Origin of the sequence: Ralstonia sp. 25C (assembly GCF_051904805.1) — a bacterium.
Classification (GTDB): Bacteria; Pseudomonadota; Gammaproteobacteria; order Burkholderiales; family Burkholderiaceae; genus Ralstonia.
The window spans coordinates 2372038-2392399 of sequence record NZ_CP196737.1 but is presented as its reverse complement, the minus strand read 5'-3'; the positions used below and the strand labels follow the sequence as shown (position 1 = coordinate 2392399).

Below are 20362 nucleotides of genomic sequence, written 5' to 3'. Positions count from 1 at the left end.
CATGTCTGACGATTCCATCGACTTCAAGGCCGGCCGCCGCACCGCACTCAAGGGCATGGCCGCCATTCTGGCCACCGGCGTGGCGCCAGTCGTCCTCGCGCAGGAAAAACCGACGCTGCGCTACCTCGGCACCGCGGTCAACCAGGACAAGGCCATCGCCGAGAAATTTGAAGCCGACACCGGCATCCGCATCCAGTACGTGGCCGTCACCACCGATGAGGTGACCAAGCGCGCCGTGACCGCGCCGAGCAGCTTCGACCTGATCGACACCGAGTACTTCTCGCTCAAGAAGATCGTGCCGACCGGCAACCTGCTGGGCATCGACGCACGCCGCATCAAGAACGCCGACAAGATCACGTCGCTGTTCACCAAGGGCGAAGTGGCCGGCAAGAAGGTGGGCGACCAGGGCACCGCGCCCAAGAAGGTCATGTACCTGCCGGGCGCCAACGCCACCACGTTCTCCACGTCGCCCACGCAGTTCATGACGCTGATCCCGACCGTGTACAACGCCGACACGCTGGGCATCCGCCCCGACCTCATCAAGCGCCCGATCAGCTCGTGGGCCGAGCTGCTGAACCCGGAGTTCAAGGGCCGCGCATCGATCCTGAACATTCCGTCGATCGGCATCATGGACGCGGCGATGGTGGTGGAAGCCAAGGGCCTGCACAAGTACGCCGACAAGGGCAACATGACCCGTGCCGAGATCGACCTGACCATCAAGACGCTCATCGAAGCCAAGAAGGCCGGCCAGTTCCGCGCACTGTGGAAGGACTTCAACGAGAGCGTGAACCTGATGGCCTCGGGCGAGGTGGTGATCCAGTCGATGTGGAGCCCGGCGGTGACGGCCGTGCGCAGCAAGGGCATCGAGTGCACGTTCCAGCCGCTCAAGGAAGGCTATCGCGCGTGGGCAGCCGGCTTCGGCATTCCGAAGACGGTGTCGGGCAAGAAACTCGACGCGGCGTACGAATTCATCAACTGGTTCCTCGACGGCTGGGCCGGTGCGTACCTGAACCGCCAGGGCTATTACAGCGCTGTGCTGGAAACGGCCAAGGCCAAGATGGAGCCGTATGAGTGGGCCTACTGGATGGAAGGCAAGCCCGCCGCCAAGGACATCAAGAGCCCCCACGGCGACGTGCTGGCCAAGGCGGGCAGCGTGCGCGACGGCGGCAGCTACGAACAGCGCATGGGCGGCATCGCCTGCTGGAACGCGGTCATGGACGAGAACGAGTACATGGTCCGCAAGTGGAACGAGTTTGTCGCTGCTTGATCGCCTGAGCACCCCACCATCGTCATGACACAAGCCACACCGTCAGCATCGACCAACAACGCACCCGCCACCGGTACCTTGCGTCCGGGCCTGCAGGCGCTGCCGTTTGCGGCGGTGTTCGTCGTGTTCTTCCTCATCCCGCTGGGGCTGGTCGCGATGGTCAGCTTCTGGGATTTCAACGAGTACGCGCTGCTGCCAACCTTCACCTTGCGCAACTACGCCAAGCTGTGGGAAGGCTGCAGCCATCTCAATGAATACGGCGACTTGTGCGTGACGGCGTCCACGTATCTGTCGACGCTGCGCTTTGCGCTCGGCACCTGGGCGCTGACGCTGACGCTGGGCTTTGCGCTGGCGTATTTCCTGGCGTTTCACGTGCGATCGGCTGCGGTGCAGACGCTGCTGTTCGTGGTCTGCACGGTGCCGTTCTGGACGTCCAACGTGATCCGCATGATTTCGTGGATTCCGCTGCTGGGCCGCAACGGCCTGGTCAACCAGACCCTGCAGGCCATGCACCTCATCAACCAGCCGCAGGACTGGCTGCTGTACTCGAACTTCTCGGTGCTGCTGGCCTACGTGCACCTCTACACCATGTTCATGATCGTGCCGATCTTCAATTCGATGATGCGCATTGATCGCGCCTTGCTCGAAGCCGCGCGCGATGCCGGCGCCAGCGCATGGCAAACGCTGTGGCACGTGATCGTGCCGCTGTCGCGCAGCGGCATCCTGATCGGCTCCATCTTCATCCTGACCATCGTGATGGGTGACTTCGTGACCGTGGGCGTGATGGGCGGCCAGCAGATCGCCTCCGTCGGCAAGATGATCCAGGTGCAGACGTCGTACCTGCAGTTTCCGCTGGCGGCGGCCAATGCCGTGGTGCTGCTGCTGACGGTGCTGATGATCATCTGGGGCCTGACCCGCGTGGTCGACATCCGCAAGGAGCTCTGACATGCGCCCACGTTTTCGTGAACCACGCGCCCCGGGCTTCTGGCCGCTGGCGTGCCTCTTCGCGCTGTTCGTGCTGTTTCTCTACGGCCCCATGCTGACGATCTTTGCGCTCAGCTTTCAAGGCCCGGAGGGCGGGCTGACGTTTCCGATGAACGGGCTGTCACTGCATTGGTATCGGCAGCTTGCCGAGGGCCTGGGCGTGGTCGATATCGGCGCAGCGTTCCGGCGCTCGCTGGCGCTCGGTGCGGTGGTGATGGCGCTGACCATGGGGCTTTCGCTACTGGCGGCGCTGGCCTTTCGCAAGCGGTTGCGTGGGGGCGGAACGCTGTTCTACGTGACGGTGGCCAGCCTGATCATGCCGTCGATCGTGGTGTCGCTCGGTATCGGCCTGCAGTTCCGGCTGGTCAACACGGGCCTCAAGGCCCTGCTGGCCGCGTTGGGCGCCACCGAGCAGAGCGACAGCTTCGGCTCCACGCTCGGCCTGTGGAGTTCCGCACTCGGCGCGCACCTGACGTGGACGCTGCCCTTCGGGCTGCTCATCATGTTTGCCGTCTTCAATCGCTTCAACCCCGCCTATGAGGAAGCCGCGCGCGACCTGGGTGCCACGCCGTGGCAGACCTTCCGCCATGTCGTGTTGCCGTTGATCGCCCCATCGCTCATCGGCGTGGGCATGTTCGGCTTCACGCTCAGCTGGGATGAAATCGCGCGCACCTCGCAGGCCATCGGCGACGTCAACACGCTGCCGCTCGAACTGCAGGGGCTGACCACCACCGTCACCACGCCGGCCATCTACGCGCTGGGCACGCTCACCACCGTGGTGTCGTTCGTGGTGATGGGGCTGACGATGCTCGCCATCGTGCGGTTGCGCCGCCGCCAGAGCGCAGGGCGTGTTGACTGAACACTCGCGAATGACCATCGCTCCTGAATCGGCCGGCCAGCGCCGACTGTTGCTGATCAACCCGAACACCACGGTCGCACTCACGCAGACGCTCGCCCGCTTCGTGCAGGCCGCGTTGCCGAGCGATGTGGTGGTGGAATCCGTCACCGCCCGCTTTGGCGCGCCGTATATCGCCACCGAAGTCGGCTATGCGGTGGCCTCGCATGCGGCACTCGACGCGTGGACGACAGCGCTGCAGCGTCCACCCGACGCCGCCATCATCGGCTGCTTTGGCGACCCGGGGCTCTTCGCGCTGCGCGAGGTGGCGCCTTGTCCTGTCACCGGCCTCGCGGAAGCTGCGTTGATGGAAGCGGCCACGCACGGCACTTGCGCAGTCGTGACGGGTGGGCATGCGTGGGGACCGATTCTGGAGCGCTTGCTGCCTACGCTGGAACACGGCCACACCGTGCGTGACATCCATACCGTGGAACTCGACGGCGCAGCGCTGTATGCAGCACCAGACGCAGCGGAGCAGATTCTGATTGGTGCGTGCACGACGGTGCTGCGCCGCCAACCAGTGGATGCCATTGTGCTGGGGGGTGCCGGGCTCGCTGGCCTGGCACAGCGTCTGCAACCCCACGTTCCCGTACCGCTCATCGATAGCGTGACAGCGGCGGCGCGCCAGGTGTGGGATGCGCCGCGCGGGGGGCATGGTGCGCTACCGGCGTGGGTTGCGCGCGCCATGCATGCGTGAACACGCGCCGCGGCTACATGTTGCGGCGGTACTGCCCACCCACCTCGAACAACGCATGCGTTATCTGCCCCAAGGAGCACACACGCACCGCGTCCATCAGCACCGCAAACACGTTCTCATCCTCAATCACCGCCCGCTGTAGGCGCTGCAGCATGGCCGGCGATTCCGCAGCATGCCGCGCATGAAAGTCCTCCAGGCGCTTGAGCTGACTCCGCTTCTCCTCCTCGCTTGACCGCGCCAACTCGATATGTGGTGGCACCACGTTCTCCGCCTCCGGGTTGCGGAACGTGTTCACCCCAATGATCGGCAGCGAGCCATCGTGCTTGCGCTGTTCATACAGCATCGACTCCTCCTGAATCTTGCCGCGCTGGTAGCCCGTCTCCATCGCCCCAAGCACGCCACCGCGCTCGGCAATGCGCTCGAACTCCTGCAGCACGGCTTCTTCCACGAGGTCCGTCAACTCGTCGATGATGAAGCTGCCTTGGTTCGGGTTCTCGCACTTGGCCAGTCCCCACTCGCGGTTGATGATGAGCTGGATGGCCAACGCGCGCCGCACTGACTCGGCCGTGGGCGTGGTGATCGCCTCGTCGTAGGCATTCGTGTGCAGGCTGTTGCAGTTGTCGTAGATGGCGATCAGCGCCTGCAGCGTCGTGCGGATGTCGTTGAAGGCAATCTCCTGCGCGTGCAGGGATCGGCCCGACGTCTGCACGTGGTACTTCAGCTTCTGGCTGCGCTCGTTCGCACCGTACTTGTCGCGCATCGTCACCGCCCAGATGCGGCGAGCGACACGGCCCAGCACGTTGTATTCCGGGTCCATGCCGTTGGAGAAGAAGAACGACAGGTTGGGCGCAAAGTCATCGATGTGCATGCCGCGCGCGAGGTACGCCTCCACATACGTGAAACCGTTGGCGAGCGTAAAGGCCAGTTGCGAGATTGGGTTCGCCCCCGCCTCGGCAATGTGGTACCCCGAGATCGACACCGAGTAGAAATTGCGCACCTGCTGGTGCACAAAGTATTCCTGGATGTCGCCCATCACCTTGAGCGAAAACTCGGTCGAGAAGATGCAGGTGTTCTGCCCCTGGTCTTCCTTGAGGATGTCGGCCTGCACCGTGCCGCGCACGTTCTGCAGCACCCACGCGCGGATCTTCGCTTCTTCGTCTGCCGTCGGCTCGCGCTGGTTGTCGGCGCGAAATTTGGCGAGGTTCTGGTCGATGGCAGTGTTCATGAACATCGCCAGGATCGTCGGCGCGGGGCCATTGATCGTCATGGAGACGGACGTATTCGGGCTGGTCAGGTCAAAGCCGTCGTACAGCACCTCCATGTCGTCCAGCGTGGCGATCGACACGCCCGAGTTGCCGACCTTGCCGTAGATGTCGGGGCGCACGGCCGGGTCTTCGCCGTACAGCGTGACCGAGTCGAACGCGGTGGAGAGCCGCTTGGCGTCCATGCCCTCGCTGACGAGCTTGAAGCGGCGATTGGTGCGGAAGGCATCGCCCTCGCCCGCGAACATGCGCGTGGGGTCTTCGTTCTCACGCTTGAAGGCGAACACGCCGGCGGTGTACGGAAAGCTGCCGGGAACGTTCTCGCGCATCAGCCAGCGCAGCACTTCGCCGTCGTCTTCGTACGGCGGCAGCACGACCTTGCGGATGATGGTGCCCGAGAGCGTGGTATGCGTGAGCGCCGTGCGGATTTCCTTGTCGCGGATTTTGACGACGTACTCGTCGCCGGAATACGCGCGGCGCAGGTCGGGCCACATGGCGAGCAGCTTGCGCTCGGTGGCGCCGAGTTGTGCGTCGCGCTCGGCGGCCTGCTTGTCGAGCGCGGAGAGCGTCTGCACGCTCGCACCGGCGCGCTCCAGCATGAGCCGGCTGGCCTGCAACTGCTGACGCTCGCGCGCGAGGCAGCTTTGCATCTGCACGCGGCGGTGATAGCCGCGCACGGTGTCGGCCAGTTCCGCCAGATAGCGCACGCGTGCGGGCGGCACGATCGCGTCGTGGCTGGTCGAGCATTTGCCCGCCGGGCGTGGCAGCGTGCGATCCGACAACGTCATGCCGCGCTCAGCCAGCCCGTCCGTCAACCGGTCGGCCAGCGCGTGGTACAGCGCCGTCACACCGTCGTCGTTGAAGTGCGACGCCTGCGTGCCGAACACCGGCATGTCTTCGGGCCGTGCTTGCCATTGCTCGCGGTTGCGCTGCACCTGCTTGGCGACATCGCGCCACGCGTCCTGCGCGCCCTTGCGGTCGAACTTGTTGATCGCCACCAGGTCGGCGAAGTCGAGCATGTCGATCTTCTCCAACTGGCTGGCAGCGCCAAACTCGGGCGTCATCACGTACAGCGACAGATCGACATGCGGCACGATGGCCGCATCGCCCTGGCCAATGCCGGAGGTCTCGACGATGATGAGGTCGAAGCCCGCCGCACGGCAGGCGGCAATTGCGTCGGGCAATGCGTCGGAAATCTCGCTGCTCGCCTCGCGCGTGGCGAGCGAGCGCACGAAGATGTGCGGATGGTTGATCGCGTTCATGCGGATGCGATCGCCCAGCAGCGCGCCGCCCGACTTGCGCCGCGATGGGTCGATCGAGATGACGGCGATGCGCAACGTGTCACGCTGGTCGAGTCGGAAGCGGCGGATCAGCTCATCGGTGAGCGACGACTTGCCCGCGCCGCCCGTGCCGGTAATACCGAGCACGGGTGTCGACGCAGTTGCCGCAGCGGCATGCACGGCCGCGCGCAATGCCGGATCAATATGGCCGGACTCCAGCGCGGTGATCAGTTGCGCAAGCGCGCGACGGTCGCCATTGGCAACGGGCTCCAGCGTGGTGGGCGCATAGGTGGAGAGGTCGATATCGCAGCGCCGCACCATGTCGGCAATCATGCCGGCCAGGCCCATGCGCTGGCCATCTTCGGGACTGTAGATGCGCGCGACGCCGTAGTCCTGCAGCTCGCGGATCTCTGTAGGCACGATCACCCCGCCACCGCCGCCGAACACCTGGATGTGCTCGCCGCCGCGCGCACGCAGTGCGTCGATCATGTACTTGAAGTATTCGACGTGGCCGCCCTGGTAGCTCGACACGGCAATGCCCTGCACGTCTTCCTGCAGCGCGGCATTGACCACCTCGTCCACCGAGCGGTTATGCCCGAGGTGGATCACCTCGCAACCCATCGACTGCAGGATGCGCCGCATGATGTTGATCGACGCGTCATGCCCGTCGAACAGCGAAGCGGCCGTCACGAACCTCACCTTGTTGCGCACCGGCGCCGGCTCAGTCGCGGGGGTCGGGTCAGCCGCGCGGGCAGCGGAAAGATCGGTCATGTCTCCACCTTGGGTATAAGTGGGCGCCGGCGCTGGATGTGTTCTAGGCCGCACAGGATGCGGCGTGCCGGTCAGCAAGTCGAACAGACAGTATTTTCGGGGCTGACCGAAACGTCAACTCGCCCCACATGGCGCCCCGCCCCGTAAGCCGATTCTTATTTTTCGGACCGTTCTGACGGAAACGTCGGCCAACTTCGCGCAACATTCCCCTCACACAAATCACAGGAATTCACGTCGACCCACGCACGGGTCAGGCGGGCGATCGGCCCGGGCGTGTCGACGATACATGGCTCACACTTCTTCTTTTGTCTCGCGGCTTCGCGGCATCGCCATTGGCGCTGCGCTTCTGGCGGGCGCATCGCCGGCGCTGGCCGACATCTTCGAACCCGGCGATGAAATCTCCGTCCAGGCCAGCATCTACAACATGCACTACAGCCGGGACGATCACTACATCAAATACTCGCCGCTGCTGGGTGTTGAATGGCGCCGCGACAATGGCTGGCTGGTGGGTGGCGCGGTGTTCCAGAACTCGTTCGGCCAGCCGACGCAGCTGGTGTACGGCGGCTACCTGTGGAACCTGGGCAACACCAACTTTTACGGCAAGCTGACCGGCGGCATCCTGCACGGCTACAAGGGCGAGTATCAGAACAAGGTGCCCCTGAACTACAAGGGCTTCTCGCCGGGCATCCTGCCGGCGCTGGGCTACAAGGCCGGCCAGTTCCGCACGGAGGTCCAGCTGTTCTGGACCAGCGGGTTCATGGTGACCGTGGGCTACTCCTTCAAATAAGCCATTCCCCGCCCGGGTCGCCCCTAACCAACACGCGGCGGCCCTCTCGGTGCAACCCCCGGCTTGCACACAATCGATACAAATCGCTACAGTCTTGCTTTGGCCGGAAACGGGACGGCCGGAGGGGGACATTCCAATGCCAAGCCGCGCCACGAAGCGCTGGTGTCTGATCGCCTTGCTGGCGTGGTCTGGCCACGCGCTGGCGTGGGACTACACGCCTGGCGCCATCCCGGGGCTGATCAGCGTGCTTGGTTTCCTGACGGCGCAGACACAGGCGCTTGACCGTGCCATCCAGCGCTTTCCTGCGCAGCGCGAAGAGCTGATCCGCGCACGCACCCAGTTCGACAACACGTTTCCGCAGGCGCTGGTACGCACCCGCCGCCTGATCGCCGGCATTCCGCTGACGGATGACGAGCGCCAGTTGCTGATTGAGCGCGCACTCGACCTCCACCAACCCAGCGTGATGACCGCCACGCAAACGGAGAAGACCGCGCACGCCCTGGCCGAGCGCGTGATAGCACGCGCCCAGGGGGCCCAAGACCGCCCGACCCTACAAGCCCTGCTGGCCGTCGTGTATGACGAGCGCCCGGCCGATGAGCTGGCCAGCCGCTTTACGCAAACCGTCACGCTGGCCGACTGGCCGAACGCGCGTGGCGCGAACCTGGCGCTGCGGCTGCCGTTTTCATGGGAGCGCGTGCCGCCCACCGCCCCGCGCAAGCCGGACCCGGCCCGCGTGGCCATTGGAGCGTGGGCCAACCAAGGCGGCTCGGGGCTCTCGCGCATTGAACTGATCGTGCGCCCCACTGAAGGCGAGCCCGAAACCGTGCCCGACAACCGCGAGCCACGCTGGATGCGCGATGCCGTCCGTCAGGCGGTGGCCGTGCCATGCCGGCTTGTCAGTTGGGGCACACAGTCGTTCGGAGGCCGGCCGGGCATCTGGGCTACGTATATCGGCGAGTCGCCCGGTCCACGGGTGGCGCGCGCCGGCGGCAATACGCTGGTGGGCCGCGTCATCATCGTGCCCACCGACGGCGCACTGGTGATGCTGCACATGCAGTCCCCGGCTACCTCGCCCGAGCAGGCCAGCGCCGTACGCCAGCGCTACGAGGCCCTGTGGAACACGGTCGCGAGTTCGCTCGCCGTCTCGGTGCCCAAGCCTTAGGCGACAAACGCACCATCACGGCGCACCTCAGCCGTCATATCGCACCAAATCCAAGCGCAACCGCCCCAAATTCGGGCGCCGGTACGCCCCCTCTCGAGCCATGTCGCTCACGCGCACGGCGACGGTGCGCTGCGTAACGTCTTTGCACACAGTTGGAACAGTTTTTGCGTCTGTCGGCGTTTTTTGCGTCATTTGTGGGCATGTATTGCACCCGGATGGCGCGACCCATCCACCCGCACGACAACCGCAATGAACACCATCAAAACCGGGGGCGACGCGCTCTTCATTCTGCTGGGCGCGATCATGGTGCTGGCCATGCATGCCGGCTTCGCGTTTCTAGAGCTGGGCACCGTCCGCAAGAAGAATCAGGTCAACGCGCTGGTCAAGATCCTGGTCGACTTTGCCGTGTCGACCATCGCGTATTTCTTCATCGGCTATTCCGTTGCGTACGGCGTCAACTTCTTCACGGGCGCCGATGTGCTCGCCCAGCAGAACGGCTATGCGCTGGTGAAGTTCTTCTTCCTGCTGACATTTGCGGCGGCCATCCCGGCCATCATCTCGGGCGGCATTGCCGAGCGCTCGCGCTTCGAGCCACAACTGGCGGCGACCTTCGTGCTGGTGGGCTTCGTCTACCCGTTCTTTGAGGGCATTGCCTGGAACGAACGCTTCGGCATCCAGCACTGGCTGCAGGCCATGACGGGCGCCGAGTTCCACGACTTTGCCGGCTCGGTGGTGGTGCACGCGGTGGGCGGCTGGATCGCGCTGCCGGCGGTGCTGCTGCTGGGCGCGCGCCATGGCCGCTATAAGGACGACGGCCGCATCGCCGCGCATCCGCCGTCGAACATCCCGTTCCTGGCGGCTGGTGCCTGGGTGCTGGCGGTGGGCTGGTTCGGCTTTAACGTGATGAGTGCGCAGACGCTGGACAAGATGAGCGGGCTGGTTGCCATCAACTCGCTGATGGCCATGGTGGGCGGCACGCTCACCGCGTGGTGGACGGGCAAGAACGACCCGGGCTTCTCGTACAACGGCCCGCTCGCCGGCCTGGTGGCGGTGTGCGCCGGCTCCGACGTGATGCATCCGCTGGGCGCACTGGCCACCGGCGGCATTGCGGGTGTGCTGTTCGTGTGGATGTTCACGCGCGTGCAGAACGTCTGGCGTATCGACGATGTGCTCGGCGTATGGCCCCTGCATGGGCTGTGTGGCGCGTGGGGCGGCATCGCGGCCGGCATCTTCGGGTTGAAGGCGCTGGGCGGACTCGGTGGCGTGTCGTTCTGGGCGCAGGTCGTGGGCACAGCAGGTGGCATCGTCATCGCGCTGATCGGCGGCACGGTGGTGTACGGAACGTTGCGCAAATGCGTGGGCCTGCGGTTGGACCGCGAGGCCGAATTCATGGGCGCGGACCTGGCGATCCACCGCGTGTCCTCCACGCCGGAATCGGAAACGCACTGGTAAGCCCATCAACCGAACGTCGAGTGCGGCGCTTGCTAGAGTGAAAGGCGTTCCCTAGCCCACTGCAGGAGTGCCGCATGCCCGATCTCGATGTCGATCCGAACCACCCCATCACCGTCGAAGCGAACCCGCGCCGCGTGACGGTGACGTTCAACGGCTACACCATCGCCGACACACGCATGGCGCGCACGCTACGCGAGGCATCGTTGCCGCCGGTGCAGTACATCCCGCGCGACGATGTGCAGATGAACCTGCTGGAGCGCACGCAGCATCACACGCATTGCCCGTACAAGGGTGACGCCTCGTACTACACCATCGTGGCGGATGGCGAGCGCGCGGAAAATGCCGTCTGGACATACGAAAGTCCCAAGCCCGTTGCGCGCGAGGTGGGCAGCTATCTCGCCTTCTATCCGAACAAGGTGACGATTCGGGAGGAATAACTGCCCGCCGCTGACATGCCGCTGTCACGCGCGCGATGCACGATGTGCGCGTTCCTCTTCTCACGGAGCCTCTTTCCGTGAAAGTTCAAAACCCGGCGCGGGATGACCCTGTGGCCGGGTATTTTTTTGCCCGGGAGCCGGTGTATCCTGCGCCGATGCTGGACTTCCGCACCTACGGCCTCGCCGCGCCTCCGCACGCACACGACTACATGCAAGTCGTGATGCCCGCACGCGGCATCCTGGAGATGGACGTGGACGGCCGCGGCGGCCGCGTCGACACACACCACGCCGCGCTCATCCCCGCCGGTGCTACGCATGCGTTTGAAGCTACGGGCGCCAACCGCTTCATCGTGTTCGACATCCCAGGCCAAACCGTGGACGCACCCAGCTTGGGCGGTCTGGCGGATCGCGTGTTCTTTCCGCTCACACCCGGCCTACGTGCGTTGACCACGTGGCTGCAAGATGCGCCCATCGTCGATGCCGTCTTGGCGAATGCGTGGTCATCCCTGGCGTTGGCAACGCTCGCCGCGCATCCGGCCAACCAGTCCACGCAACTGCGCGCACGCCCCGATGCCCGTGCCGAGCGCGCGTGGCACGCCATCGAACACCGCTACGCCGAACCGCTCACCGTGGAAGCGCTCGCCGCCGACGTGGGCGTCAGTGCACGACGCCTGGCGACGCTCTTTCGCGCCGCGTATGGCACGACGCTGCATGCGCGCCTGGCCGAAGTCCGCTTGCGCCACGCGCTGACGCTGCTCGAAACCACCACCCTGCCCATCGCCGAGATTGCCGCGCGCACCGGCTACTATGACCAAAGCGCCCTCACACGCCACCTCAAGGCCGCGCACGGCATCACGCCGGCGGCCGTGCGGCGCAGCTAGGGTCAACAGACCCTATCCATCTCGTTTCCGTTTTTGCCAACGCGCGGCCGTCTTCACCAAGACGCCCCGCGCATGCACGCGCACAGTGCCGGTTTGATTGACCCACTCGACCGGACTTCTCATGGCTGTTGGCGACGCTGCCGCAACCCACCTCCACCACCCCCAGCACAACGGGCGCGACCAGCTCGTCGGGCTGGGATGCGGCGTCACGGCTGGCGCGCTCTGGGGGATCATCTTTTTGGCGCCGAAGATGCTGCCGCAGTTCTCGCCGCTGGCGCTCTCGGCCGCGCGGTATGTGTTGTATGGCGTGCTGTCACTAGTGCTCGCGCTGCCCGTGTGGCGCACGCTGTGGCGCAAGACAACGCGGCGCGATTGGGTAGCGCTGCTGCTGTTATCGCTGCCGGGCAACATTCTTTACTACCTGTGTGTGGCGGGGGGCGTGCAGCGGGCGGGCGTCGCGCCGGCATCGCTCATCGTCGGGCTGCTGCCGGTGACGGTCAGCCTGGCCGGCGCAGCGGAACGTGGCAGCTTGCCCCTGCGGCAATTGGCCCTGCCGTTGCTGCTGGCGGTTGCCGGCGTGGTGTGCATCTATCTGGATGCGCCGGCCATGCATGCGGATGCGGGCGACAGCGCGTACTTCATCGGCTTGCTGATGGCGGCCGGAGGGCTCCTCTGCTGGACCATCTACGCAGTGTGCAATGCGCGGTACTTGCGCAAACATCCGCAGTTTTCTAGCCGGGAGTGGTCGCTGTTGACGGGCGTGGCCACGGGGGCGCTGTCATTGGCGCTGGCCGTGCCGGCGTTCTTCGTGCCGGGCATGGCGACATCTTCAGCGCAGCCTGCATCGGCTTGGTGGATGTTCTGGCTCGTGAATGCCGGCGTGGCGCTCGGGGCGTCTGTGCTGGGCAATAGCCTGTGGAATGCGGCCAGCCGCAAGCTGCCGTTGACGCTGTCGGGGCAGTTGATTGTGTTTGAGACGGTGTTTGCGTTGCTGTATGCGTTTGTTTATGAGGGGCGGTGGCCGCATGGGTTGGAGGTGGCGGCTGCACTGTTGTTGGTGGGTGGGGTTGCTTTGGCCGCTCGGCGGCACGGGTAGACAGGCTTTTTGGTTTTGGATTTTGGCCTTGGTGGTCCATCCCCCTTTCGTTCCCTGCCGGGACCGACTCACTTTTCTTTGTCTTGCCAAAGAAAAGTAAGCAAAAGAAAGGCGCGCCCGAGATGGCGAAAGATTCCTTGAATTTGCGTAACCGTGCGGAGGCCGGGAAAACTCGCTTCGCTCAGACAGTTCCCGGCCTTTTTTCCGCCCGCTTACGAAAATTCAAGGCGCCATCAAGGGCTCAACGTCAAAAGACAAAGGCCAACCCCTCGCGAGGTTGGCCTTGTCGTTTTGGCTTGCGCACCGATGGTTTGGCCTTTGATTTTCCTGCCCTAGATGGCGCCTTGGATTTTTGTTGCGGGGAGGAAAAAGGAAGGAGCCTTGTCTGAGCGCAGCGAGTTTGGCTCCTTCCCCTCCCCGCGACACAAATCCAAGGGGAAGTCGCCATCTCGGGCGCGCCTCTCTTTGCTTACTTTCTCTGGCAAGACAGAGAAAGTGAGTCGGCCCCGGCAGGGGACGAAACGCAGGACGCACCCCCAACCTCAAAACCAAACCCGAAGGAAATCCCCCCACTCCGTTTGACGCCACAAACTTTTCATGGATAACTGTCAGCCCATTCCCAACAAAGACAGAGCCCACCATGACCCTCCAAACTTGGCTGGCCTTCATCGGCGCCAGCATCATCATCCTGCTGATTCCCGGCCCCACCATCCTGCTGGTGATCGGTGATTCGCTGGCCAACCGTGGCCGTTCGGCGTGGAGCACGGTGGTGGGCGTGGCCGCAGGCGACACTACGGCGATGGCCGTCTCGCTGGCGGGTGCGGGCGCGCTGCTCGCGGCATCGGCCACGGCGTTCACGGTACTCAAGCTCATCGGTGGTTCGTACCTCGTCTACCTGGGCATCAAGTCCATCCTCTCTGCCCGTCGCCTGCGCGACGATGCGCCTGAGAGCACGATCCCCGTGCAGCAAAAGTCCGCCGGCCGGCGCTTCCTGTCCGCCTGGACGGTCACCGCGCTCAACCCCAAGAGCATCGTCTTCTTTGTCGCGTTTGTGCCGCAGTTCATGTCGGCCGAGCAGACCTTCCTGTCGCAAAGCGCAATCCTGCTGCCCACGTTCGTGATCCTGGCGGCCGCCAACGCCTCCATGTACGCGCTGGCTGCCAAGCTGCTCGCCAAGCGCCTGACCAGCGTGGCTGCGCAGCGCCGCTTCGGCTACACCGGCGGCGCGGTGATGGTGGGTGCAGGCACGCTGACGTTGGGCATGCAAGCCTGATCACGGTCCCCTTCCCCCTTCCCATGCCCCGCAGCTACCTCCGTCCCGCGCCAACCACCACGGCTGGCGCGCACGGCCACCACCGTGTCACGAACATCGAACTGTTCTTCGACCTCGTGTTCGTGTTCGCGGTGACGCAGCTCTCGCACCTGTTGATCGGCAACTTCACGCTCGAAGGCGGCGCGCAGGCGCTGCTGCTGATGCTGGCGGTGTGGTGGGTGTGGATCTTCACCTCCTGGGTGACGAACTGGCTCGACCCGGAGAAGCTCGCCATCCGCATGTTGATGCTCGTGCTGATGACGGCGGGGCTGCTGCTCTCGGCGTCGCTGCCGCAGGCGTTTGGCTCGCGCGGACTGGCGTTTGCGCTGGCCTACGTCTTCATGCAGTTCGGGCGCACGGTGTTCTTCCTGTGGGCCGTGCGCGGCGAATCGCTGGCCATGCGACGCAATTTCCAGCGCATCGGCGTGTGGCTCGGCGTCTCGGCGGTGCTGTGGCTGGTGGGCGGGCTGTCGGACGTGCCCGTGCGCTGGGTGTGCTGGACCACCGCGCTGGCCATCGAGTGGCTCGGCCCCTCCACAGGCTTCTACACGCCCGGCATCGGCCGCTCCACCACCGACGACTGGAACGTGGAAGGCGGCCACATGGCCGAGCGCTGCTCGCTGTTCATCATCATCGCGCTGGGTGAATCGGTGCTGGTAACGGGCTCGACGTTTGCCGGGCTGGAATGGAACGCCGCCAACATTGCCGCGATGGCGATGTCGTTCATCGGCAGCCTGGCGATGTGGTGGCTGTATTTCGACACGATTGCCGAGCGCGGCGCGCAGACCATCTCGCACTCGGCTGACCCGGGCCGGCTGGCGCGCCTAGCCTACACCTACATCCACGTGGTGCTGGTGGCGGGCATCATCGTTGGCGCGGTGGCCGATGAGTTTGTGCTGGCGCACCCGGTGGGCCACGCCCATGCGGGGACGGCGCTGGCCGTGATGGGCAGCGCGATGCTGTATCTGCTCGGCAACCTGCTCTTCAAGTGGGCGATCTTCGGGCGGCTGCGTCCGGCGCACGCGGTGGGGCTGGTGGTACTGGCCGGCGCGTGGCTGCTGGCGGGCGATCTGCCTGCGCTGGTGGTGTCCGCCCTGGCGACGGGCGTGCTGTGCGGCACTGCCGCCTGGGAGTGGTACGCACACTCGTGCGAGACCCTGGAGCCCGCGCAGGCGCGCGGACACTGAGCGGCACTGAGTGGTCACCTTGGGCCGCCAAGTGGCCACCTGAAATTTCCCGTTTTTGGCGATTACAAAAGGCCACTCGCCCGCATAATCTGTCAACCAACATGACAGAACACGAGGGCCCCGCCATGATCGACCTCTACTACTGCGCCACGCCCAACGGCCTGAAGATGGCGCTGTTCTTTGCCGAAACCGGCTTGCCGCACCGCGTCATTCCCGTGGATATCAGCCGGGGGGACCAGTTCAAGCCGGAGTTCCTCGCCATCTCCCCCAACAACAAGATCCCGGCCATGGTCGACCACGACCCCGCCGAGGGCACCGAGCCCGTGGTGCTGTTCGAATCGGGCGCCATGCTGCTCTACCTGGCCGAGAAAACCGGCCAACTGATGCCCACCGACCTGCACGGCCGCATGGAAGTGCTCAAGTGGCTGTTCTGGCAGGTGGGCGGCCTGGGCCCGATGGCCGGGCAGATCGGCCACTTCAACGTATACGCCCCTGAGCGCGTGCCCTACGCCATCGACCGCTACACCAAAGAGACCAACCGCCTGTACGGCGTGCTCGACCGCCGCCTAGCCGATCGTCCGTACATTGCCGGCAATGACTACACCATCGCCGACATCGCGGCCTACCCGTGGATCGTGCCGCACGCCGGGCATGGGCAGGATCTGAACGACTTCCCGCACCTGCAGCGCTGGTTCGAGGCCGTCGGCGCACGGCCGGCGACGGAACGTGCTTACGCCGGTGTGGAGCGCGCCTACTCGCGCCGCCGCGAAGACATCTCCGACGACGAGCGCGCCGTGCTGTTCGGCCAGACTGCCGACTCCACCGCGCGCTGATACCTGCGGGGGCCTCCGCGCTTCGTCACCCCTTTCGCTTTCCTCTTCTGACAGGAGCCGACCATGCCGGCATCGCTGTGGTGGTTGTGCCTGGGCGCGTTCGCCATCGGCACCGAAGGATTCATGATTGCCGGGCTGCTGCCGGTGTTGGCCGCAGACCTGGGCGTGAGCGTGCCGGCGGCCGGGCAGCTCGTCACTGTGTTTGCCGTGACGTATGCCGTGGGCTCGCCCGTGATGGCGACGCTGCTCGGCAACGTCGACCGACGCCGCGTGCTGATTGGCGCGCTGGCCATCTTTGCGGCGGGCAACGTGCTGGCGGCGGGCGCGCACAACTTCGGCCAATTGATGGCGGCGCGCGTACTGCTGGCACTGGCGGCCGGCGTATTCCTACCGACCGCCAATGCGGTGGCAACCTCGCTGGTACCGGCGGCGCGCAGCGGCACGGCGCTGGCCATCATCACGGGCGGCGGCACGGTCGCGGTGGCGCTCGGTGTGCCGCTGGGCGCGTGGATCGCGGCGCAGGGCGACTGGCGTTCGACCTTCCTGGCATGCGGCGTGTTGTCGGCACTGGCCACGGCGGGCCTCGCCTTCGGCCTGCCGCGCGCCCTGCCGCATAGCGTGACCACGCTGGCGCAGCGCCTGAGCGTGGCGCGCCGGCCCGGCATGCTGAGTGCGCTGGCGGTGTCGGCGTTGTGGGCCGCGGGCGGCTTCACGTTCTACACGTATGTCGCGCCGTTCTTTGTGCAGGGGCTGGGCTTTGCGCCGCAGCACGTGGGCATCGTGCTGTTCTTGGTCGGCAGTTTTGCCGCGCTGGGCACCGGCCTGGGTGGGCACATGACGGACCGCGCAGGCGTGGCGCGCGTGCTGACCGTCAGCAGCGCAGGCATCGTGCTGGCGTTCTCGGTGCTGTCGCTGTCAGCGCAGGTGCTGCACGGTGCCACAGCAGGCGCCATCGCCATCGGCGCGGTCGTGCTGTGGGGCATGGCGGGCTGGGGCTTCGGCCCGGCCCAGGCCACGCGACTGATCCGCCTCGCGCCCGACGTGTCGCCGATCACGCTGTCGCTGCATGCGTCTGCGGTGTATGTGGGGATTGCGCTGGGGTCAACCGTGGGGGCGCTGGCACTGGCCCATGGCGGCCCGGGCATGCTGGGATGGGCGGCGGCGGGGTGCCATGTGGTGGCGGTGGTGCTGTGGCGGAGGGGTGGGCGGCATGAGCCGGCGCAGACTGTCAACCAACCGGCCACATCGGTTGCCCATTGAAGATTGGGGTCTGGAACCTCTAGCGCCGAGTTCCGAACCCGACGATTGGACCTAAAAGCCTCACGCCCCGAGTTCTGAACCCCATGCTTGCGCCTAAAACCTTCATACCTTCGAGTTCTGAACTCGGCGTTTGCGCCTAAAAGCCTCGTGCCCCGAGTTCCGAACGCCGCGCCTGAGGCTCAAACACCCACGCTCGGCGTTCCGAACTCGGCCGTCACGGACCTCGAAGCGCCGTGCATGGCGCTACGAACTCGACGGGCGGGCCTAAAAGCCTCACGCGCCGAGCTTCGCACTCGGCGCTTCAGCCTCAAACCCTCGCTGCCGGAGCTTGACGCTCGACACGCTCCGCACGCCGCTCGTCGCGCCGATCCAAGTACGGCAGCGCAAACAGATACAGCCCCGTGATCATCAACAGCGCCAGCGGCAGCAGCGGCGCATAGGTGATCCACGCAGGCGGCGTCCCGCGCGTCATGGCGACAAAGTTGGCAATGACCGTGAGCGTGAAGGCCATCGACACCCAGCGGTGAAACTGGCGAATGCCGGTGCGCGCGCTCACTTGGCACCTCCGGCAGCCTGGATCATCTTCCAGCCGTTGCCGGCCGGGTCGCGAAAGCCCGCATCCACGCTGCCGAAGCGGTCGATGGGTTCTTGCGTGAACTCCACCCCGCGCTCGCGCAGTTGCGCGTAGGCGGCCCGGCAGTCGGCCACGGTGAGCACCAGCGGCGGCATCGCACCCTTGGCGACCATGGCGCGCAGCGTCTGCGCGGTGACTTCGTCGTGGATGGGCGGCCCCGGCTGAAACAGGCCAAGCTGAAACGACGGCTGCTCCGGATGCTGCACCGTCAGCCACCGGTACGGGCCGTTGCGCACATCGGTATGCACGCGAAAGCCCAGCTTGTCGACATAGAACGCCAGCGCCGCATCCTGGTCGTCCACATACAGCCCGACGACGTTGATCCCTTGGCTCATCACCGCTCCTTGTTGTTGGTGGGTGACGGATTTGTACCCTCGGTCACCTGCCGACGCTTCTCCGAAACTGCTGTGATGAGGTCGGGCCGCTGTGCCGCCTTCAGCACGCAGGCAGGCACGCGGTCGAGTTGTTGCTGCGGTGCGGTGGCCTGGGCCTCGCGGCGCAGGGCGCTGGGGCTCTGGCCGGTGATGTCGCGAAAGATGCGGCCGAAGGTGCCGAGGCTTTCCCAGCCGGTGGCGTAGGCGATTTCGATGATGGGCAGGTCGGTGTCGCGCAGGAGCGTGGCAGCCTGCTCGATGCGGCGCGTGAGCAGGTAGCGGTGCGGCGGAATGCCGAAGGCCTGCTTGAACGAGCGTGCAAAGTGCGCCTCCGACACGCCGCTCACTTCGGCCAGCCGCTTGACGGGCCAGGCCTCGTGCGAGGCGGCGTCCATGCGGTCTTTGGCGCGCAGCAGGCGGCGCAGGAGTGCCGGCTCCTGCTGCGCGTCAGCGGGCATCTTGGCCACCGCTGCCTGCGCCCGCGATCAGCCGAGCTTGAACTCGCCGATGGCGCCGGCCAGCTTGCGCACGCCCTCTTCCACCTGGGAGAGCGACGACGTGGCATACGACAGGCGCAGCGTCGAGCGGTCCGGGTCCACCGGGTAGAACGCCGCGCCCGGCACGAAGGCCACGCCACGCTCGATGGCCACCTTGGCGACGTCTGCGGCATTGCGGCCCGGCAGCGCGCCCCACAGGAACATGCCGCCGCGCGGGCGGTTGAAGGTCAGTTCGCTCTCGGGCAGCAGTGCACGCAGGCCGTTGGCCATGGCGTGGGCGCGCTCGGCGTAGGCAGCGCGGGTGCGCGGCAGCACGGTGTCGAGACGATTGCTGCGCAGGTAGGCGGCGGCCGTGGCCTGTGCAAACGTGGAGGTGTGCGCGTCGGCAAACTGCTTGACCATGACGGCGTTGCCCAGCACCGGCTGCGACGCGATCATCCAGCCCACGCGCAGGCCCGGCGCCAGCACCTTCGACAGGCTGCCCAGATAGATCACACGGCCCTGCGCGCCGTCGGTCTGTTGCGACAGGGCGTACAGCGACGGCGGCGGGGGTGCGTCGAAATACAGCTCGCCGTAGGGGTCGTCTTCCACCAGCAGCAGGTTGTGCCGCACGGCCACGTCCAGCAGGCGCTTGCGGCGCTCCAGGCTCATCAGCGCGCCGCTCGGGTTGCCGAAGTTGGGGATGACGTAGAGGAACTTGGGGCGCGCCCCGGTAGCGAGCGTCTTTTCCAGCGCATCGATGTCCAGCCCGTCTGCATCGGTCGGCACGCCGGCCACCTTGGCGCCGTACAGCTTGAAGGCCTGAATGGCGGCCAGGAACGTAGGCGCTTCCGTCAGCACCGTGTCGCCTTCGCCGATCAGCACCTTGCCCAGCAAGTCGAGCCCTTGCTGCGAACCGGTGGTGACGAGGATGTCGGTGTTGGCGATGGTGGCGCCACGCACCTTCATCAGCTCGACGATGGCCTCGCGCAGCGGCTCGAAGCCCTCGGTGGCGCCGTATTGCAACGCGCGGGCGGCGTCGTTGGCGAGGGCGCTGTCGGCGGCGGCCTTCAGGCCTTCCACGTCGAACAGGGCGGAATCGGGAAAACCGCCCGCAAACGAAATCAGGCCCGGCTTGCCGAGCACCTTGAACAGTTCGCGGATGGCGGAGGTTTCAACGTTTTGCAGGCGCGGGGCCAGCAGCGATTGCAGGAAATCCATGGCGGCGTGTCTCTGTAGTTCGAGTGCCCGCCACTTTACGTGATGTGCGCCGCGCGCGCATGCCGCATGCGCATGTGCCCGCCACGGCGCAAGA

At 65.8% G+C, this 20362-nt stretch carries 19 protein-coding genes; 14 read left to right on the top strand and 5 right to left on the bottom strand.

Translation table 11 applies throughout. The features are described from left to right. Position 1 precedes the first annotated feature (1 nt). The 4 genes from ACS7SF_RS11135 to ACS7SF_RS11120 are packed head-to-tail and all read left to right on the top strand — an operon-like array spanning position 2 to position 3843. Positions 2-1267: an ABC transporter substrate-binding protein gene (locus ACS7SF_RS11135; RefSeq protein ID WP_439889846.1), complete on the top strand. Its 1266-nt coding sequence runs from the start codon at positions 2-4 to the stop codon at positions 1265-1267. 24 nt (positions 1268-1291) lie between these two features. Next, complete coding sequence (locus tag ACS7SF_RS11130) at positions 1292-2212, top strand: ABC transporter permease (protein ID WP_438931321.1); 921 nt, start codon at positions 1292-1294, stop codon at positions 2210-2212. 1 nt (position 2213) lies between these two features. Further along, complete coding sequence (locus ACS7SF_RS11125; protein ID WP_439889845.1) at positions 2214-3110, top strand: ABC transporter permease; 897 nt, start codon at positions 2214-2216, stop codon at positions 3108-3110. Positions 3111-3120: 10 nt separating this feature from the next. Continuing rightward, the gene (locus ACS7SF_RS11120; protein WP_439889844.1) at positions 3121-3843 is read left to right on the top strand and encodes an aspartate/glutamate racemase family protein; all 723 of its coding nucleotides are present in this window, start codon (positions 3121-3123) and stop codon (positions 3841-3843) included. Between the two features lie 13 nt (positions 3844-3856). On the opposite strand, the gene icmF is transcribed toward ACS7SF_RS11120, so the two are convergent. Continuing rightward, positions 3857-7156, bottom strand: coding sequence for a fused isobutyryl-CoA mutase/GTPase IcmF (gene icmF, locus ACS7SF_RS11115; protein WP_439889843.1), 3300 nt, complete (start codon positions 7154-7156; stop codon positions 3857-3859). A gap of 286 nt (positions 7157-7442) precedes the next feature. On the opposite strand from icmF, the gene ACS7SF_RS11110 reads away from it, so the two are divergent. The 10 genes from ACS7SF_RS11110 to ACS7SF_RS11065 all read left to right on the top strand — a co-directional run bounded on the left by ACS7SF_RS11110 (position 7443) and on the right by ACS7SF_RS11065 (position 17563). Continuing rightward, positions 7443-7943 (top strand): hypothetical protein, encoded by a 501-nt coding sequence (locus tag ACS7SF_RS11110; RefSeq protein WP_439889842.1) that lies wholly within the window; start codon positions 7443-7445, stop codon positions 7941-7943. Positions 7944-8079: 136 nt separating this feature from the next. Then, positions 8080-9105 (top strand): hypothetical protein, encoded by a 1026-nt coding sequence (locus ACS7SF_RS11105; protein ID WP_439889841.1) that lies wholly within the window; start codon positions 8080-8082, stop codon positions 9103-9105. A gap of 249 nt (positions 9106-9354) precedes the next feature. Then, the gene (locus ACS7SF_RS11100) at positions 9355-10557 is read left to right on the top strand and encodes an ammonium transporter (RefSeq protein ID WP_439889840.1); all 1203 of its coding nucleotides are present in this window, start codon (positions 9355-9357) and stop codon (positions 10555-10557) included. A gap of 74 nt (positions 10558-10631) precedes the next feature. Then, positions 10632-10994 (top strand): DUF427 domain-containing protein, encoded by a 363-nt coding sequence (locus ACS7SF_RS11095; RefSeq protein ID WP_439889839.1) that lies wholly within the window; start codon positions 10632-10634, stop codon positions 10992-10994. Positions 10995-11149: 155 nt separating this feature from the next. Then, on the top strand, positions 11150-11875 hold the full coding sequence (locus tag ACS7SF_RS11090) for an AraC family transcriptional regulator (protein ID WP_439892744.1): 726 nt from the start codon (positions 11150-11152) through the stop codon (positions 11873-11875). Between the two features lie 121 nt (positions 11876-11996). Next, the gene (locus ACS7SF_RS11085; RefSeq protein WP_439889838.1) at positions 11997-12971 is read left to right on the top strand and encodes a DMT family transporter; all 975 of its coding nucleotides are present in this window, start codon (positions 11997-11999) and stop codon (positions 12969-12971) included. Positions 12972-13611: 640 nt separating this feature from the next. After that, a complete protein-coding gene (locus tag ACS7SF_RS11080) occupies positions 13612-14244 on the top strand; it encodes a LysE family translocator (protein ID WP_439889837.1) in 633 nt (210 codons plus the stop codon). A gap of 23 nt (positions 14245-14267) precedes the next feature. After that, positions 14268-15470 (top strand): low temperature requirement protein A, encoded by a 1203-nt coding sequence (locus ACS7SF_RS11075; RefSeq protein ID WP_439889836.1) that lies wholly within the window; start codon positions 14268-14270, stop codon positions 15468-15470. Positions 15471-15595: 125 nt separating this feature from the next. Continuing rightward, complete coding sequence (locus tag ACS7SF_RS11070) at positions 15596-16303, top strand: glutathione binding-like protein (protein WP_439892743.1); 708 nt, start codon at positions 15596-15598, stop codon at positions 16301-16303. A gap of 63 nt (positions 16304-16366) precedes the next feature. Further along, positions 16367-17563 carry an MFS transporter gene (locus ACS7SF_RS11065; protein ID WP_439889835.1) on the top strand — a complete coding sequence of 399 codons (1197 nt, stop codon included), beginning with the start codon at positions 16367-16369 and terminating at the stop codon, positions 17561-17563. 307 nt (positions 17564-17870) lie between these two features. On the opposite strand, the gene ACS7SF_RS11060 is transcribed toward ACS7SF_RS11065, so the two are convergent. Genes ACS7SF_RS11060 through ACS7SF_RS11045 form a run of 4 tightly spaced genes read right to left on the bottom strand, consistent with a single transcriptional unit; the run spans position 17871 to position 20268 of the window. Beyond that, positions 17871-18119, bottom strand: a complete 249-nt coding sequence (locus ACS7SF_RS11060) for a hypothetical protein (protein ID WP_439889834.1) — start codon at positions 18117-18119, stop codon at positions 17871-17873. Further along, a complete protein-coding gene (locus tag ACS7SF_RS11055; protein WP_439889833.1) occupies positions 18116-18532 on the bottom strand; it encodes a VOC family protein in 417 nt (138 codons plus the stop codon). The genes ACS7SF_RS11060 and ACS7SF_RS11055 overlap by 4 nt, the downstream gene beginning before the upstream one ends. Then, positions 18532-19029: a helix-turn-helix domain-containing protein gene (locus ACS7SF_RS11050; protein WP_439889832.1), complete on the bottom strand. Its 498-nt coding sequence runs from the start codon at positions 19027-19029 to the stop codon at positions 18532-18534. The genes ACS7SF_RS11055 and ACS7SF_RS11050 overlap by 1 nt, the downstream gene beginning before the upstream one ends. A 27-nt stretch (positions 19030-19056) precedes the next feature. Then, on the bottom strand, positions 19057-20268 hold the full coding sequence (locus ACS7SF_RS11045) for a PLP-dependent aminotransferase family protein (protein WP_439889831.1): 1212 nt from the start codon (positions 20266-20268) through the stop codon (positions 19057-19059). Positions 20269-20362: the final 94 nt, after the last annotated feature.